The following is a 16,274-nucleotide window of genomic DNA, read 5'->3' on the forward strand; positions in this document are numbered from 1 at the left end:
ACTAGTGCGTCAACCACCGTTTACAATTAAACATATAACTTAAAAATATAAATTTAAATATTTTGGGCGTTTGTATACTAAAAGAACAACTGTGGGCAAGTTGGAGAGGGGAAATTAACGAAAAGTCTTCCAGTTTATCGATAGCGATAATAATAGTTCACGAAGTGATAACGCACGCTGTTGACCTTTGCCTTTGTGATCCCACTTATGACCACAACACGCCGCCGTTAAAATAGCTTTAGTTGGTTTGAGTAATCTCAGGCACTGCACATCGGCTTGCCTGTATTTATCTTCGGCAAATTCGCCGTCAATATTGAACCAGCCAAATTTATTGGTATGCACACGATTGCCGGCTAGATCGAGTCTGTCTATTGAGTCCAGCTCTATATGTTCAGAGCCAAGCTTTTTAACATGCACGGCAATACTACAACCAATCTGAATGTTGCTAGCAAACCACTGCTGAGTTTTTTCTGTCGCATAGTTGTTGGCCATACATTTTGCCGCTTGTTTAGCTTGCCAACTAGCGTTGTGTACATCAACTTCTAAGGGAGATTGGTGCTGCAAAAGGTTGTAAGCTGCTCGTTTAACATGATGTCTTAAACCTGCTATTTTTCGTTGTAATAGACTGATATTACTAATTTTTTGCTGGGATAAACTGGCAAGTTCTCTTTCATACAGGGCATTGCATAATTCGGCATAATGCAACTGACGCTGATCGTCAGAAAATATATCTACCTGTTGAGAGTTGGAAATTTGCATAGTTGTTGGTGTTAATGTTCGCTTTATGAGTTTACTTTATAAAAAATGCTTAAAACTAAAGATGGCCAGCATTAGCTGACCATTTTATACTCTATATCACTAAATTTGCAGCTTTATTATCTATTCCCTTCATCCTTGAACCTGCACGTTTGTTGGCTGCACTCATTCGCCCCAATCACTTAGTGAACTAAGCTCATGAGTTGAATGAGTTTGCCGCCGCCGTGCAATTCCAATGATTTTGGGAATACAAGATGTATGAGGGCGATTATTGGCCTTTAACTTCAGATAAACCGTTAAAGATAGCTTTGTCACCTAAGTATTCTTCGATACGTAATAATTGGTTGTACTTAGCAACACGATCAGAACGACATAGAGACCCCGTCTTGATTTGACCCGCAGCTGTACCAACCGCTAAATCAGCGATAGTCGCATCTTCAGTTTCACCTGAGCGATGAGAGATAACAGCAGTAAAACCAGCATCTTTAGCCATTTTGATAGCGGCTAATGTTTCAGTTAAAGAACCGATTTGGTTAAACTTGATTAAGATAGAGTTACCGATACCGTTTTCGATACCGCGCGCTAAAATCTTAGTATTTGTAACGAATAAGTCATCACCAACGATTTGAACTCTGTCACCTAATAATTTTGTTTGGTAAGCAAAACCGTCCCAATCTGACTCGTCTAAGCCATCTTCAATTGAAACAATTGGGTATTGATCACAAAGTGTTGCTAAGAAATCAGAAAATTCGTTAGCTGTGAATTGTTTACCTTCACCTTTAAGATCGTAGATAGCCGTTTCTTTGTTGTAGAACTCAGAAGCAGCACAATCCATGGCTAAAGTAATGTCTTTACCTAATTCGTAACCTGCCGCCGCAACAGCTTCTTTGATTACAGCTAAGGCATCAGCGTTTGATGCTAAATCAGGTGCGAAACCACCTTCATCTCCAACAGCTGTGTTTAAGCCTTTTGTAGATAGTACTTTTTTAAGTGCGTGGAATATTTCTGCGCCCATACGTAATGCTTCTTTAAAGCTATCAGCACCAACAGGTTGAACCATAAATTCTTGGATATCAACGTTGTTATCAGCATGCTCACCACCATTGATGATGTTCATCATGGGTAATGGTAATGAGTAAACACCAGGGGTGCCGTTTAAGTCAGCGATATGTTCAAATAATTGAACACCTTTTGCATTGGCTGCAGCTTTAGCTACCGCTAAAGAAACCGCTAAAATGGCATTAGCACCAAATTTTTCTTTGTTTTCTGTGCCATCTAAGTCGATCATGATTTGATCGATTTCAGCTTGCGCTAGAGGATCTTTGCCTATTAATGCAGGAGCTATGTTGTCATTGATGGCAGCAACGGCTTTTAATACGCCTTTACCTAAATAACGGCTTTTGTCGCCGTCACGTAATTCTAAGGCCTCACGTGAACCAGTCGACGCGCCTGAAGGAGCTGCAGCTCTGCCCATAGCACCAGATTCTAAATATACATCAGCTTCAACCGTTGGATTACCACGGGAGTCCATGATTTCACGGGCGATAATTTTGCTAATTTTTGACATTGTTGTCCCTTTTATTAATTGTGATTCTTAAAATATTCGCCTGCGGCTTTTACGAACCCAGCAAAGAGAGGGTGTCCGTCGCGAGGTGTTGAGTTGAATTCTGGGTGAAATTGACCCGCAACAAACCAAGGGTGCTCGGCAATTTCGATAACCTCTACTAAGCGTTTGTCAGCAGATAGTCCTGTGACCTTTAATCCAGCGGCTTCGATTTTTCCACGTAAATTATTATTCACTTCGTATCTGTGTCTGTGCCGTTCGTATATTTCGCTGGCACCATACATATCATGTACTTTACTACCCGGAAGTAAGTGGCATAACTGACTGCCTAAGCGCATGGTGCCACCTAAGTCTGAACTTGCGTCACGTGACTCGGTTGTGCCCGCTGCATCTAACCATTCAGTTATTAGGCCAACGACTGGGAAGGGAGATTCTGGATCGAATTCTGTACTGTTGGCGTTTTCCATGCCAACTACATTGCGCGCATATTCGATTAAGGCCACTTGCATGCCTAAACAAATACCTAAATAAGGCACTTGGTTTTCTCGAGCGTATTTCGCTGCGGCAATTTTGCCTTCTATGCCACGTTCACCGAAACCACCAGGTACTAATATGGCGTCAAGGCCCTGTAATATTTGTTCGCCTTTGCTCTCAATATCTTGTGAGTCAACGTACCTAATCTTCACCGTTAAACGATTTTTTAAGCCTGCATGTTTTAATGCTTCGTTAACTGATTTGTATGCATCGGGGAGTTCAACATATTTACCCACCATACCTATGGTAACTTCACCAGTTGGATTGGATTCGGCATAAAGCACTTGTTCCCATTCGGTTAAATCGGCCTCTGGGCAATCTAAACCAAAACGTTCCACCACCAATTCATCCAAACCTTGCGCTTTAAGCATGGCTGGGATTTTGTATATGCTGTCAGCGTCTCTTAGTGAAATAACAGCTTTATCTATAACGTTAGTAAACAAGGCTATTTTTTGACGTTCATTAGAAGGTAAAGGCACTTCTGAGCGACACACTAGAATATCGGGCTGCACCCCAACCGAGCGTAATTCCTTTACAGAATGTTGTGTGGGTTTGGTTTTAACTTCTGCTGACACTGCAAGATAAGGCACTAATGTAAGGTGCATAAACATCGCACGATTGCGCCCAACTTCAACACCCAATTGACGTATTGCTTCAATAAAGGGTTGTGACTCGATGTCACCTACAGTGCCGCCGATTTCTACTATTGCAACATCAACACCTTCTGCGCCTGCGATAATCCGACGTTTAATTTCATTGGTGATATGTGGGATAACCTGAATAGTGGCACCTAAATAATCACCGCGGCGTTCTCGCTTCAGTACTTCTTCGTATACCCGACCCGTGGTGAAGTTATTACGTTTGGTCATACGCGTACGAATAAAACGTTCGTAGTGACCTAAGTCCAAATCTGTTTCGGCACCATCATCGGTGACAAATACTTCACCGTGTTGAATTGGGCTCATTGTGCCCGGGTCAACGTTAATATAAGGATCAAGCTTGAGCATAGTGACGCTTAAGCCCCTAGCTTCTAGAATTGCCGCAAGCGAGGCTGCAGCAATACCTTTTCCAAGTGATGAAACAACACCACCTGTGACGAAAATATAATTTGTCATGTGAACCCTAATAAAGGCGTTTGAATTGAATAGGCTTTGTACAGTTTGGTTTGAATTCTCTTACTAAAACGTCAAGAAAAAAACCACTACTAGACGGGACGGCATTATACTAAAAAAAGGCATCTCAGACAAAGATTAATCTGAAATAAAAGACATAAGGTATTTCAAAATAATGAATAACCTATACCAATCAACGTAAGTCATTGCTGAGATGTCAATTACTTACGATGGCTGGTATTTGTGTGCTGTGGATTAATTTACTAAACTGTAAATCGCTCCACCTAAACCACCCGCTATCAGCGCAACGTTAGCTAAAAATCCCATTACGAATCCAATAGCTCTGCTGCGAGGGTTTTTCACGTATGCAATATAATAAATAGGCCTGCCTACTAAAAATAAAATACCAATTGCAGCACCAATTAACGGGCTGACAAAAAATGCAAAAATCCATAGTGAAGGTACGAATACAATTAACTGCTCTAGGGTATTTTGTTGAACACGGTAAAGTCTTTCCCATGTTTGATCACCTGTCACTGCTGGTGCAATTACCTTATATTTATTTCGACTGAAGCCGACTTTGAAGGCAAAAAACAAATATTCTAATAACGCTAAAAGTGTAACGATCGCTGGTAATTCCACGTGTATTCCTTAGTTTAATAATATGCTGCTAGTCTTGAGCCGCTAAAATTTTCAGTTGGTATAAATATTCTAACGCCTGTTTAGGGGTTAAATCGTCTGGGTTAATTTGTTTTAAACTTAGGCGTAAATCATCTACTGAATTAAGTAGGTTGAGTTGCTGTTCTTGTCTATCTATAGGTGCTGAACTGGATGTTGGCTGGCTTTCTAGTTCGGCTAATTTATGTTTGGCCTGTTGAATCACACTTCTGGGTACACCCGCTAACTGGGCTACTTGCAAACCGTAACTTTTGTTGGCTGCTCCTTCTTGTACCGCATGCATAAAACGAATGGTTTCTTGATGTTCTACTGCATCAAGGTGCACATTGGCCAATTCAGGCATAGTTTCGGCGAGTTGGGTGAGTTCAAAGTAGTGAGTGGCAAACAAGGTATAAGATTGCAGTTTAATAGCCAAGTACTCAGCACACGCCCACGCAAGTGACAAACCATCGTAGGTACTAGTGCCGCGGCCAATTTCATCCATCAAGACTAAACTGTTGGCGGTCGCGTTATTCAGAATGTTAGCGGTTTCGGTCATTTCAACCATAAAGGTTGAGCGACCTGAGGCTAAATCGTCTGACGCGCCTATGCGAGTAAATATGCGATCGATAGGGCCAATTTGTGCGTTTTCAGCAGGAATGAAGCTACCGATGTAAGCCATTAAAACAATCAATGCAGTTTGCCGCATGTAAGTTGACTTACCGCCCATGTTGGGACCTGTTATGACCAACATACGGCGGTGTGGATTGACCGCAATTGGGTTGGCAATAAAGGGCGTTTTCATCACATGTTCGACTACAGGGTGACGGCCTTGACCAAAGTGAATGCCACTTTGCTCTGTAAGCTCAGGGCAAGAGTAATTTAGCGTTTCGGCCCTTTCTGCTAGATTGGTAAGCACATCGAGTTCAGCCACTGCATCAGCGCTTTGCATCAAATTAGCTAGTTCAGGTAATAAAATATCGAACAGTTCATCATACAAACGTTTTTCTAAGGCCAATGATTTGCTTTGGCTAGTGAGAACTTTGTCTTCGTGTTCTTTTAATTCCTTAATAATGTAACGTTCGTTATTTTTTAAGGTTTGTCTGCGCACATAATCTGCAGGTACTTTGTCGGCGTAACTACGGCTAACTTCGATAAAATAGCCGTGCACCCGGTTGTATCCAACTTTTAAAGTAGAAATACCAGTGCGGTCTTTTTCGCGCTGTTCTAGTTCATCTAAGTAATCAGTGGCACCTTTAGATAAGGCGCGAAGTTCATCTAATTCTGCGTTGTAGCCTGCTTTTATTACGCCTCCGTCTCGAATTAAAACAGGAGGAGCCTCTTCAATGGCATTGTTGAGTAGGTCTGCAAATTTAGGAAACTGATTAATATGGTTTGCCAACTGCATCAAACCGCTGTTGGCTGATTCAGCAGATTGGTCAGTGACAAATCCTTGAATATCTGGCAGCAACATAAAAGCTTGTCTAAGACGGGTAAAGTCTCTGGGTCTTGCTGAACGCAGGGCTAAACGAGCCAGCACTCTTTGCATGTCACCCACTTGTTTGAGGTTACTTTGTAATTGAGGATAATCACTGTTGAGTAATGATTTAATATTTAATTGGCGTTGCTTGAGTATTTTTATATTGGTTAAAGGCCGATGTAACCATCTTTGTAGTAATCTACTACCCATGGGCGTGGACGCATTGTCCAAAACACTGGCAAGGGTGTGTTCTTTGCCACCTGCTAAGTTTTGAGTTAATTCTAAATTCCGCCTAGTGGCGGCATCCATTAAAACCGTATCGGATTCTGTTTCGAGCACTATGCTGCGAATGTGGGGCAGGGCACTTCTCTGCGTGTCATTCACATATTGCATCACGCAGCCTGCCGCACACAAACCGGTTTTGTTAGCCGAGACGCCAAAACCAGTGAGTTCTTTGGTGCCAAATTGTTGGTTTAGCTGCTTTGTGGCAGTATCAAAATCAAATTCCCACTGAGGACGCCTTCTAAGGCCTTTTCTCTGCTCAATAATATGCTGAAAAGCAAAATCTTCTGGATACAACAATTCTACTGGGTTGGTGCGTTGAATTTCTGCGGCGAGGGCTTCAACATCTTTAGGCTCACATAGGGTAAAACGACCTGTTGTGACGTCTAAAGTGGCATAACCAAAGTAATCGGTGTTTTGCTGTTTGATGCACACCACAGCCGCTAGAATATTATCTTGTTTATCTTCTAATAGTGCTTCATCCGACACTGTGCCGGGGGTGACAATACGTTGGACTTTTCTTTCCACCGGTCCTTTGCTGGTTGCAGGATCACCTACTTGCTCAACTATGGCTACCGATTGCCCCATTTTGACTAAACGGGCAAGATAGTTTTCTACTGCATGATAAGGAACACCAGCCATTGGAATGGCATTGCCACCAGATTTACCTCTAGCGGTTAAGGATATATCGAGTAATTCAGAGGCTTTTTTGGCGTCGTCAAAAAATAGTTCATAGAAATCACCCATACGATAAAACAGCAAAATGTTTGGATGCTCAGCCTTTATTTTTAAATATTGCTGCATCATAGGAGTATGGGTTTGCAGCGCTGGGCTAATGGATGTTTGCTCTGAAAAATTACTCGATGGCATAATAGAAATTACTTTATTCTTTTTATCTGGTGGTTGGCGTGACATATTTATCATTAGATATCACAAATTCAGGGTGCCAACATGACTGAAGACATTACCCAACTAGCTCAACTTTTAGGAAATAAACTTTCTGCTAAAGGTTGGCAACTCACTTGTGCAGAATCATGCACTGGAGGGGGAGTAGGATACGCCATCACAAGTATTTCTGGAAGCTCGGCATGGTTTAAAAAAGGTTTTATCACTTACTCGAATGAGGCTAAACATGACATGTTAGGCGTCAATGAAGATACTTTAAATCAGTTTGGCGCGGTGTCAGCCGAAACTGTAGAGGAAATGGCTGTAGGTGCGGCGAAATTTGCCAATGCTGAAGTGGCCATTGCCATTAGTGGTATTGCAGGTCCCGATGGTGGAACCCCCGACAAACCAGTAGGCACAGTTTGGTTCGGTTTTTTTATTAACGGACAGAATATTAGTCAAAAACTACAGATAAATGGCGACAGACAAGCCGTTAGAATCAAAGCCATTGAATTTGCCTTATCAAATACCTTGAAGTTGTTGCCAAAATAAACAGACTTAAAAGTTAAAAAATAATTTTTACTTTTTACTTGTAACTGTATAACCATACAGTATACTTTGCGCCTAACTACTGTATATAAAATAGTGTTGAAGTGAATATCTTCAATGCGCGACAATCACAAAGGACATTCTGATGGATGACAACAAAACCAGAGCGTTAAGCGCCGCCTTAGGCCAAATTGAAAAACAATTCGGTAAAGGCTCAATCATGAAATTGGGCGATAACAAAACCATGGACGTTGAAACTATTTCAACGGGCTCTCTTGGTTTAGATGTGGCGCTTGGTGCTGGCGGCCTGCCTTTAGGACGTATCGTTGAGATATATGGTCCTGAATCTAGTGGTAAAACTACCTTAACTCTAGAAGTGATTGCTGAAGCACAGCGTAATGGTAAGGTTTGTGCTTTTATCGATGCCGAACATGCCCTTGACCCTATTTATGCGGGAAAACTGGGTGTTGATGTAAACGAACTATTAGTGTCGCAACCTGATACTGGTGAACAAGCACTAGAAATTTGTGACATGTTAACTCGCTCAGGTGCGGTTGATGTAATAGTAGTGGATTCTGTTGCTGCGCTAACTCCTAAAGCTGAAATCGAAGGCGACATTGGTGATTCACATATGGGGCTTGCCGCCAGAATGATGAGCCAAGCGATGCGTAAACTAACGGGTAACTTAAAACAGTCGAATACTATGCTGATTTTCATTAACCAAATTCGGATGAAAATTGGGGTGATGTTTGGTTCACCTGAAACCACAACTGGTGGTAATGCTTTGAAGTTTTATGCTTCTGTACGTTTAGACATTCGCCGAATTGGTGCAGTAAAAGCTGGTGATGAAATAGTTGGCAATGAGACTCGCGTTAAAGTAGTGAAAAACAAAATAGCACCTCCGTTTAAACAAGCTGAATTCCAAATTATGTACGGCGAAGGTATCAATAGTTTTGGTGAGCTGATCGATTTAGGTGTGACCCATAAAATGGTCGAAAAAGCCGGCGCTTGGTACAGTTATAATGGTGAGCGTATTGGTCAGGGTAAAGCTAATTCAATTGTTTACTTGAAGGAACACCCTGATATGGCTAAAGACATTGATAAACGTTTAAGAGAGCTATTATTGTCAAAGCCAGTAGCGGCTGATGAAGCGGGTAAAAAAGAAGACGCTTAATAATCCCAATATTAGAAAATAAAAACCCCGCTATATTAGCGGGGTTTTTTTATGTCCTATGGATAATGTTCAAATCAAGTTTGAAATATTACGAATTAACCTGAGTCGCTAAGTCATCTAAAATATTGATAAGTTGACCACTGGCTTGTTCCATCTTTTCGAAAGACAGTAAACTTTGTTTTATATCACCGCTTTGTAATTCTTTTAAAGCTGTAATGCCATGTTGGTGTATGTCAGCATGAGGTCTTTCAAGTGCTTTATAAGATGAGTTTTTTTGATACTTGCGGGATTGATCACTGCTGTACCATTGTCCCAATCTACATTGTTTATGATCTACGAATGATTCAACTGATTTTTGAGAACGGCCTAAAGCAACTTCATAAACTTCGCCTTTCCAAACAATATGATCTAACTTAACTGTTTGAATGAAACTGCTATCTGTCGCTCCGATAATAGACGCACGCATAGCACCAACTGAACTGTTAATACCACTATAACTATCGTTTAAACCGGCAATAGTATTTGATAGTTCAACATTAGATTCTTCAAGTGCGGTTGCAAACTTAACGCCTGATTCCGTATCTTGCTTAATTCTGGCAATGAGTCCGCCCACTTCTTCGGCAGATTTACTAGTATTACTTGCTAAGCTTCTTACTTCATCAGCTACAACAGAGAATCCTCGACCAGCATCACCGGCCCTTGCTGCTTCAATTGCGGCATTGAGCGCTAATAAGTTAGTTTGATCAGATATTTTAGATATGGTTTCTACAAATGAATTAATACTGTCAGCAATCGCTTCTAGGTTCGCCATGCTTTGTGACATGTTTTGCATTTTTTCAGTAATTTGCTCCATACCGCCAGCAATACCTGTTATCGACTTTTGGCCGCTATCCAATACTTGGTTGAGCTCGTCGATAGATTGGGACTCTTCTTGATTGATTTCATAAGAAGACAAAACAGACTCTCTTATGCTTGTTACTTGACCAATACAATCAAGTAAGTTGGGCCAAATATGCCTATCAAGACTCGTTTCTTCTTTGACCATTGAGGCTTCGTTTGCATGACTTAGCTCAGCAATGAGATCTCCGTTCTCAGTTTTATAGCGATTTCTTTCTGCTTCTACTTGAGCTAATTTTTGTTCTAATTCAACATATCTGCTTTTACTAACCAACATGAATTAAGGCTCCGCATATTTAATAAATAAAAAAGGTCGAATACCCCTTTTTGCAACTATTGAGAATTTATAGCATAACTTCTCATTCAAGCACTGAAAATAACGATATAAATAAGTTTTCGGCTGATTGACGCAGAACTGAACCTATTCCGTTGTTTAAATTAAACATTGGATCATTCGAACATCTAGTCATTTTATTGTGCGCTTTTCTCTGAAGAAATAGTAGGGCACACAATGGTTTCTCGCTAATTTTTTAGTTAAACAGTCGTTATCCGTCTATTTGACGGGGTTAATCACTCATTTTTAAGTTCAAAAATAGAGCGTTTAGTTATTCGATTAAGCCGCTTTAAGTGGTGATTTTTAATGTACTCTCGGTGAAGTAACTTATACTTTTTTAGATACTTTATTATGTGTTTTTGCCCAGCTATCAGGGAACTTACCCTGCAGTACATAAGAAAACGAAATCAGCTCTGCTATTACATGGTAAAGCTGGTCAGGAATTTCTTGCCCTAAATCTAGGGTAGCTAAAAAGTCACTAAGGTAAGGATCTTCATGCACTAATACCCCGTTTTGTCTGGCAAGTGCGATGATTTCTTCTGCCAAATCGCCAAAACCTTTGGCAATGATGGTAGGAGCGCCATCAGATGAAGCCTCGTCTTGGTTGCTCTGCTGATACTTAAGACCTACCGCACTTTTTTGTTTAGTCGTTTTTGACTTTTTGTCTGTCATTTATACTTAGACCTTTAGGCTTTGGCTTGGAACATGTGATAAGGACGTTGCTGAAGGGTATCTGGAATTTTTCCTAATTGGCATTGGCTTTTACTTACTTCTATACCCAGAGATTTAAATTTTTTGCGTAACAGTGGCAAGTAATTCATGACCTGATTTTTAACCTCATCATTGGAGGCATAAAAATTTATTTCTAAAGTGTCTGATCTTAATTTTGCCTTGGTTAATAATTCGCCAAGTTCACCCACTGCTAATTTCATGGTGAGTTGCCATGTTTTATTTTTTTGTTCTTTAGCAGTTGAATTTTCTTTATCACTCTGTTCGCGTTTGATCAACAATTCAACGTCTTTGATATTACCACCTAAGGCAGAAGGTAAGTTGTAGTAGAAAGTTTCTTGGCCTTGGATCATTTGTTCTGCATTACTTAATTTGCTTGTCTGATGGCCAGATAAGAGGCGACCAATTTCCTTCATTAATTGATGTTTCTGCTCTAGTTGTGACAAATCCCCCATAGCTCTTGGAGTGACGCTTGATTTGACCTTACTGACACCGCTTAACACATTATTCAGTGTATCCGTAATATGTTCTGCACGACTCGATTGGTTACGTGACAACCTCGCGCTAAGTGACATTTGCAGCAGAGTAACCAAACCACTCATAAATCCTTGGCTAGAAGTTGGGTTAATCATTTGCAATGCAGATAAGTTAAGCGCAGGGGTCGAGAGTAATTGCCTCACTTGGTTTGCATCTTGTTCTTTGCCTTGGTGTAGACCTTGTTTAATTTGTTGTAATACCTGTTCCACTAGCTGTTTGCTTGGTTGCTCGGCTGCTCCCTTAAAAAACTCGCCATCAAATAATGCTTTTTCTATAGATTGAAGGGGAATTGTTGGTGCTTCTGCTTTAGCTTGAACGATACGTAATAAACTTTGCACGAGATTAAGTTGTTCTGGTTTGTTGGCAATTAGACTTGGAGTAATCACACTTTGAGCCAGCGGTTTTTCTTGTAACATAGCCAACAAGTTAGACTCCGCCTCCTTCATGCTTAACTTTATTTGTGGTGACTTATTGCCATCAACAGGTGGGACCAAAGTATTTGTTTTAGTTTCACCGCTTGGGCTTTTTAGTACATCTGTATTTAATCTTTGATTACTTAAATTTGATTCTGAGCGTGTGGTTGGTGCAGAAGTTTGAATCTGGTTGTTAGTATCAGTAGACAAATTTAGTTGTTTAATAACGGCCTGCAGATTTGGCAATTTAAGCGGTGCTAAAGCTTGTGCAATCTCTTTAGTTATGGGGATGTTGGCCACAGGTTTAGTACTTCGCACTAACAAATCTATTTCACCGTTGGGTTTTATTTGCAGTGATATCTTATCTAAAGGTAACGTCTGTAGTTTTTGTAATAGCTCTTGGTTTTGTCCGGTATTAATTTTATTCAGTTGCTGTAAAACTGGCTTAATCGGCAGTTCAAAGTCAATTGGTTTAGTTAAATTTGCTTCGCGTAAACTGGCTTTGATGATAGGTATAGCCAGTAAAGGTGGGAGTAAACTTTGTTGATTTTTTGCCGTCTTATTCTCGAAGGTAACCGATGATTGTTTATCTGTTAACAAGCTATTCGTTTGTGATGTTTGGGAAAAATGTTGATTAATGATTTTATTTGGTGCGGTAGTGGAAGGTTTAGAAAAATTCTCTAATTGGCTTCTTAGCTGCACCTTATCTGCGTTGGAATCTAGTGACTGATTAGCTGGCAGTGTTTTATTTTGTAAAATAGTGATTTGCCAGTTGTTACCTTTTGGGGCAACGGAGAGGGTCACCTTTTCACCTGCGGTAAACTGGTTGAGTTGTTTAACCGGCAATGTGATTTCTACCGGCGGGCGTTGATCAGTCAGACTTAGTCTAAGAATATTCTGTTGATTAGAAATACTTGATTTAGTCTCTAGGAGACTCGGTAGTACCGATAATACAGTTGCATTAATCACCGGCAGTTTATTAGATGTTTCTGATTTAACTAATAGACTGCTCGGCAGTAATTGTTTTGCAGGTAATTTGAGTAAACTTTGTAGTTGTTGTTCTGTGAGCGAAATAATGTTGGTTAATTTGGGACCTGTTTGAGTAAAAAATTCTAGGGTAGGGGCGTTTTCTAAGGATAGTTTTAGTTGGTGAACTTGTCCTTCTGTTAGTTTTCCCTTTATCTCTGGATTGTTTAACAAAGCGGTTTTATTCAGTAGCACAGTGCTTCTATTTAAACTTAAAATGTTACCTGAAAGATGTTTTATTAATACCTCAACTCCTTGCCGTGCCACCTCAGATGTAGGCGCTAATTGGCTCAACTGGCTGAGTGCCCGAGATATTGTGGCTTGAGAAGATTGAGGAATGTCAGGCATATAAAAGTTATCGGCTGATATTTAGAAGTATGAGTTAAAACATAGTTTACTCGCAACTTAGGTATATTGGCTAATCAGCTTGTGTTGTCTTTAAAGCATATTAAATTGAAGTGCCAATCTTTGGATTGTTTTGTTACGAATTGACGCTAACTATTTGTTTGAGCTAGTAGGTAAGGACCAAACCCTATGATATTATTGCCAGCCAATTTGTTGTGCTTTTAATAGAATGATCGAGGATATTTTTGGCGGTACTTTCTGTAACTAATTTGTCTGTGGTTAAAAGAGATAGGTTATTGTTTGAAAAACTAAACTTTGCTGTTGAGCTAGGTGGTTTACTGTACGTCAAAGGGCAAAATGGGGCGGGTAAAACGAGCTTGCTTAGAGTACTCGCGGGTTTGGTTGATGCTGATTCTGGTGAGGTGTGTTTCTCACAACAAAATATCCGAGACTGTCGCGAAACTTATCATAAAAATTTGGTGTATTTTGGCCACAAATTGGGTGTTAACCAAACATTAAGTGCTGTGGAAAATTTACAATATTGGTGTAATCAGCATCAGGTAGTTGTTTCACTCGAAACAATATTTAGTACATTAGCTCAGCTTAATTTGGTCGGCTTAGAAGATATCCCCGTTGCCAATTTATCTGCAGGGCAACAGCGCAGAGTCGCATTAGCCAGATTTTGGTTTAAGCAAGATGCAAAATTATGGATTTTGGACGAACCTTTTACCGCCCTTGATACTCAAGGTATTGAATTGTTAAGTCGACAAATCACAAAATTTCTTAGTGTTGGTGGAGCGGTAGTGATGACATCTCATCAACAATTACAACTTGATTACCCTAAAGATGAATTGACCTTGGAGTATCGGATTTAGTGGCACCACTAATGGCTATTTTAAAGCGTGACTTAGCTTTGGCATACAGGCAAAGAGCAGAGTTAATGCAGCCAATGATGTTTTTTATATTGGTGATAAGCCTCTTTCCATTAAGTGTGGGTCCTGAACCTAAAACCTTGCAACTCATTGGCCCTGGGGTGATTTGGGTGGCCGCTATATTATCTTCGCTGTTAGGTTTAGAAAGACTGTTTCGTGACGATTTTCAAGATGGCTCATTAGAACAACTAATGTTATCCAGTACTCCATTGCCAGCAGCAGTTTTAGTCAAAGTGCTGGCTCATTGGTTAACCAGTATTCTACCTTTGATTATATTATCGCCTTTACTTGCGTTGTTTTTACATTTGAGTGAACCAATGTATTGGGCACTGTTAAAAACCTTGTTATTGGGCACGCCATTATTGAGCCTAATTGGTGCGATTGCCGTAGGCTTAACTGTTGGGTTAAATCGTGGTGGTGTGCTGCTGGCTTTATTGCTGTTGCCTGTGTTTATCCCATTGTTAATTTTTGCTACTTCAGCGGTGGAATCTGCCTCAATGCAATTACAATACACTGCACAACTGGCGATTATTGGCGCTATGTTCCTTTTCTCTTTAGCTTTGGCTCCTTTTGCCATCGCTTATGCACTTAGAGTGAGTCAAAACTAATGTGGAAGTGGTTACACCCTTACGCTAAAACTGAACGCACTTATTACCTATGCCAAAGCTTGTTGCCTTGGTTTAGTTTATTCGGTTTAGCGGTGATTTTATTTGCAACCGTTTGGGGGTTGGCTTTTGCCCCAATGGATTATCAACAAAGTGAAGCTTATCGAATTATTTATGTGCATGTACCCAGTGCAGTGTTATCAAAAAGTTTATATAGCGCGATGGCAATCGCCGCTTTTATTGGTTTAGTTTGGCAAGTTAAAACGTCTTTTATGGCAATGATCGCCCTCGCGCCTATAGGTGCAACTGTGACCTTTGTTTCCCTTGTAACAGGTGCTGTTTGGGGTAAACCAATGTGGGGAACTTGGTGGGAGTGGGATGCTAGGTTAACTTCGCAACTAATATTGTTATTTTTATTTCGCTGTGCCCAAAAAATTACTTCCGCTATTGCCATTGGAAGTAAATAAGACGCAAATGAAAGCGCAATATCAGCTGGCCCGTCAATACTTGCTGAGTTGCCATTTGCACCTTGATTTACAACAAACCAGCCCATCAAATATAATCGAAATGACCAAACGCCGTTGATTAATATAAAGCTGTGAATTGCAAAACGTCGATGAATAGTAAATTTCTTTTCAATGGCTGCTTTCCACGCAAAGTAAATAGCAATAGGAATTAATATGCCATTAAAGGTCACACCAAGTGAGCCTAAATCACTAAACCTAAAACCTGCTCCCCAAGTTAAATACAAGCCAGTCAAGGCTCCGGACAATCCTAAAGTTAAAAACATTCGGCCATTGTATCGATGAAATTTCGGGTATTTTTTTCTTATACTCGGAAACAGCTGAAACAAACCGCTCATTGCCATTAAAGCCGCTGGAATTATGTGGACAAAAAACACTAATGACTCCGCACTACTTTCTGTATTCGCCCCTTGACCTGGTGACAATGAGAAGGTTAATGCTGAATTACCAAATATGGTAGGAAGTGCATAAATACTTAAGATATAGGCAGCAAACATCCATTGCCCTAATAACGCTACGACTACCCAATATTTAACAATATGACTAAGTGTTTTCTCTGCTGATATTAGAGGTACACCAACTTTGTTCATTAAAACCTGCATATTTAACCTTTATATTAACCTATTGATTAAAATAAATTTTGCATGTTAAAAAACAAAAATCGCACCGAATTTTAAATTCGGCACACATATTTTGGAAATATTTGCTAATAAAATGCTCATTGAAGAAAAAACAGTGAGTTGTTAAAATTTTTCTGCTTATTACGTTAACGGTAAATAAAAATGAATCTAACAACGATATATACGACTTTACTTGTTATAAGTTTACTATTTTTAATTGCTCAACTTTTAGTACGAGAAAAGCAAATAGCGCATATTATGTTTGCCCTGTTTTGTGGCTCTATTGCGATAATGGCAACAAAAAAAGTATCAGGTGAAA

Annotated in this window: 12 protein-coding genes and 2 pseudogenes; 5 read left to right on the plus strand and 9 right to left on the minus strand. The window is 40.1% G+C overall.

The window, feature by feature from the left end; all coding sequences use genetic code 11:
* Positions 1-114: 114 nt before the first annotated feature.
* From QZ488_RS18200 to mutS, 5 genes are all read right to left on the minus strand, one after another.
* On the minus strand, positions 115-759 hold the full coding sequence (locus QZ488_RS18200; RefSeq protein WP_293751442.1) for a hypothetical protein: 645 nt from the start codon (positions 757-759) through the stop codon (positions 115-117).
* A 265-nt stretch (positions 760-1,024) separates the two neighbouring features.
* Positions 1,025-2,323, minus strand: a complete 1,299-nt coding sequence (gene eno / locus QZ488_RS18205) for a phosphopyruvate hydratase (protein WP_293751443.1) — start codon at positions 2,321-2,323, stop codon at positions 1,025-1,027.
* Positions 2,324-2,337: 14 nt separating this feature from the next.
* Positions 2,338-3,969 carry a CTP synthase gene (locus QZ488_RS18210; protein ID WP_293751444.1) on the minus strand — a complete coding sequence of 544 codons (1,632 nt, stop codon included), beginning with the start codon at positions 3,967-3,969 and terminating at the stop codon, positions 2,338-2,340.
* Positions 3,970-4,221: 252 nt separating this feature from the next.
* A complete protein-coding gene (locus QZ488_RS18215; protein ID WP_293751445.1) occupies positions 4,222-4,608 on the minus strand; it encodes an MAPEG family protein in 387 nt (128 codons plus the stop codon).
* 28 nt (positions 4,609-4,636) lie between these two features.
* Positions 4,637-7,255, minus strand: a complete 2,619-nt coding sequence (gene mutS, locus QZ488_RS18220) for a DNA mismatch repair protein MutS (protein WP_293751453.1) — start codon at positions 7,253-7,255, stop codon at positions 4,637-4,639.
* 81 nt (positions 7,256-7,336) lie between these two features.
* On the opposite strand from mutS, the gene pncC reads away from it, so the two are divergent.
* Entirely contained in the window at positions 7,337-7,822 is a 486-nt protein-coding gene (gene pncC / locus QZ488_RS18225) for a nicotinamide-nucleotide amidase (protein WP_293751446.1), read from the plus strand.
* Between the two features lie 142 nt (positions 7,823-7,964).
* Positions 7,965-8,993, plus strand: coding sequence for a recombinase RecA (recA, locus tag QZ488_RS18230; protein WP_293751447.1), 1,029 nt, complete (start codon positions 7,965-7,967; stop codon positions 8,991-8,993).
* A gap of 88 nt (positions 8,994-9,081) precedes the next feature.
* Here the strand turns inward: recA and QZ488_RS18235 are convergent, their stop codons facing one another.
* The 3 genes from QZ488_RS18235 to QZ488_RS18245 form a co-directional block, all read right to left on the minus strand.
* On the minus strand, positions 9,082-10,167 hold the full coding sequence (locus tag QZ488_RS18235) for a methyl-accepting chemotaxis protein (RefSeq protein WP_293751448.1): 1,086 nt from the start codon (positions 10,165-10,167) through the stop codon (positions 9,082-9,084).
* Between the two features lie 384 nt (positions 10,168-10,551).
* Complete coding sequence (locus QZ488_RS18240) at positions 10,552-10,896, minus strand: EscU/YscU/HrcU family type III secretion system export apparatus switch protein (protein ID WP_293751449.1); 345 nt, start codon at positions 10,894-10,896, stop codon at positions 10,552-10,554.
* A 14-nt stretch (positions 10,897-10,910) separates the two neighbouring features.
* Positions 10,911-13,277, minus strand: coding sequence for a flagellar hook-length control protein FliK (locus tag QZ488_RS18245; protein WP_293751450.1), 2,367 nt, complete (start codon positions 13,275-13,277; stop codon positions 10,911-10,913).
* Between the two features lie 242 nt (positions 13,278-13,519).
* Between QZ488_RS18245 and ccmA the strand changes: the two genes are divergently transcribed.
* From ccmA to ccsA, 3 genes and pseudogenes are all read left to right on the plus strand, one after another.
* Positions 13,520-14,149 carry a cytochrome c biogenesis heme-transporting ATPase CcmA gene (gene ccmA / locus QZ488_RS18250; RefSeq protein WP_293751451.1) on the plus strand — a complete coding sequence of 210 codons (630 nt, stop codon included), beginning with the start codon at positions 13,520-13,522 and terminating at the stop codon, positions 14,147-14,149.
* 11 nt (positions 14,150-14,160) lie between these two features.
* Positions 14,161-14,814: a heme exporter protein CcmB gene (gene ccmB, locus QZ488_RS18255; protein ID WP_293751452.1), complete on the plus strand. Its 654-nt coding sequence runs from the start codon at positions 14,161-14,163 to the stop codon at positions 14,812-14,814.
* Positions 14,814-15,230: pseudogene (gene ccsA / locus QZ488_RS18260) on the plus strand (cytochrome c biogenesis protein CcsA); the annotation flags it as partial. The gene ccmB and the pseudogene ccsA, both read left to right, overlap by 1 nt.
* Positions 15,231-15,346: 116 nt before the next feature.
* Here ccsA and QZ488_RS18265 read toward each other — a convergent pair.
* Positions 15,347-15,937, minus strand: a pseudogene (locus tag QZ488_RS18265) (DUF2306 domain-containing protein); the annotation flags it as partial.
* Positions 15,938-16,274: the final 337 nt, after the last annotated feature.

Source organism: uncultured Paraglaciecola sp. (assembly GCF_913020055.1).
Lineage (GTDB): Bacteria > Pseudomonadota > Gammaproteobacteria > Enterobacterales > Alteromonadaceae > Paraglaciecola.

Bases quoted from the DNA above. Each gene is read 5' to 3' on its own strand.
- QZ488_RS18200 (WP_293751442.1), bottom strand. From the start codon at position 759: ATGCAAATTTCCAACTCTCAACAGGTAGATATATTTTCTGACGATCAG.
- QZ488_RS18240 (WP_293751449.1), bottom strand. From the start codon at position 10,896: ATGACAGACAAAAAGTCAAAAACGACTAAACAAAAAAGTGCGGTAGGT.
- eno (WP_293751443.1), bottom strand. From the start codon at position 2,323: ATGTCAAAAATTAGCAAAATTATCGCCCGTGAAATCATGGACTCCCGT.
- QZ488_RS18245 (WP_293751450.1), bottom strand. From the start codon at position 13,277: ATGCCTGACATTCCTCAATCTTCTCAAGCCACAATATCTCGGGCACTC.
- recA (WP_293751447.1), top strand. From the start codon at position 7,965: ATGGATGACAACAAAACCAGAGCGTTAAGCGCCGCCTTAGGCCAAATT.
- pncC (WP_293751446.1), top strand. From the start codon at position 7,337: ATGACTGAAGACATTACCCAACTAGCTCAACTTTTAGGAAATAAACTT.
- QZ488_RS18235 (WP_293751448.1), bottom strand. From the start codon at position 10,167: ATGTTGGTTAGTAAAAGCAGATATGTTGAATTAGAACAAAAATTAGCT.
- mutS (WP_293751453.1), bottom strand. From the start codon at position 7,255: ATGCCATCGAGTAATTTTTCAGAGCAAACATCCATTAGCCCAGCGCTG.
- QZ488_RS18210 (WP_293751444.1), bottom strand. From the start codon at position 3,969: ATGACAAATTATATTTTCGTCACAGGTGGTGTTGTTTCATCACTTGGA.
- ccmB (WP_293751452.1), top strand. From the start codon at position 14,161: ATGGCTATTTTAAAGCGTGACTTAGCTTTGGCATACAGGCAAAGAGCA.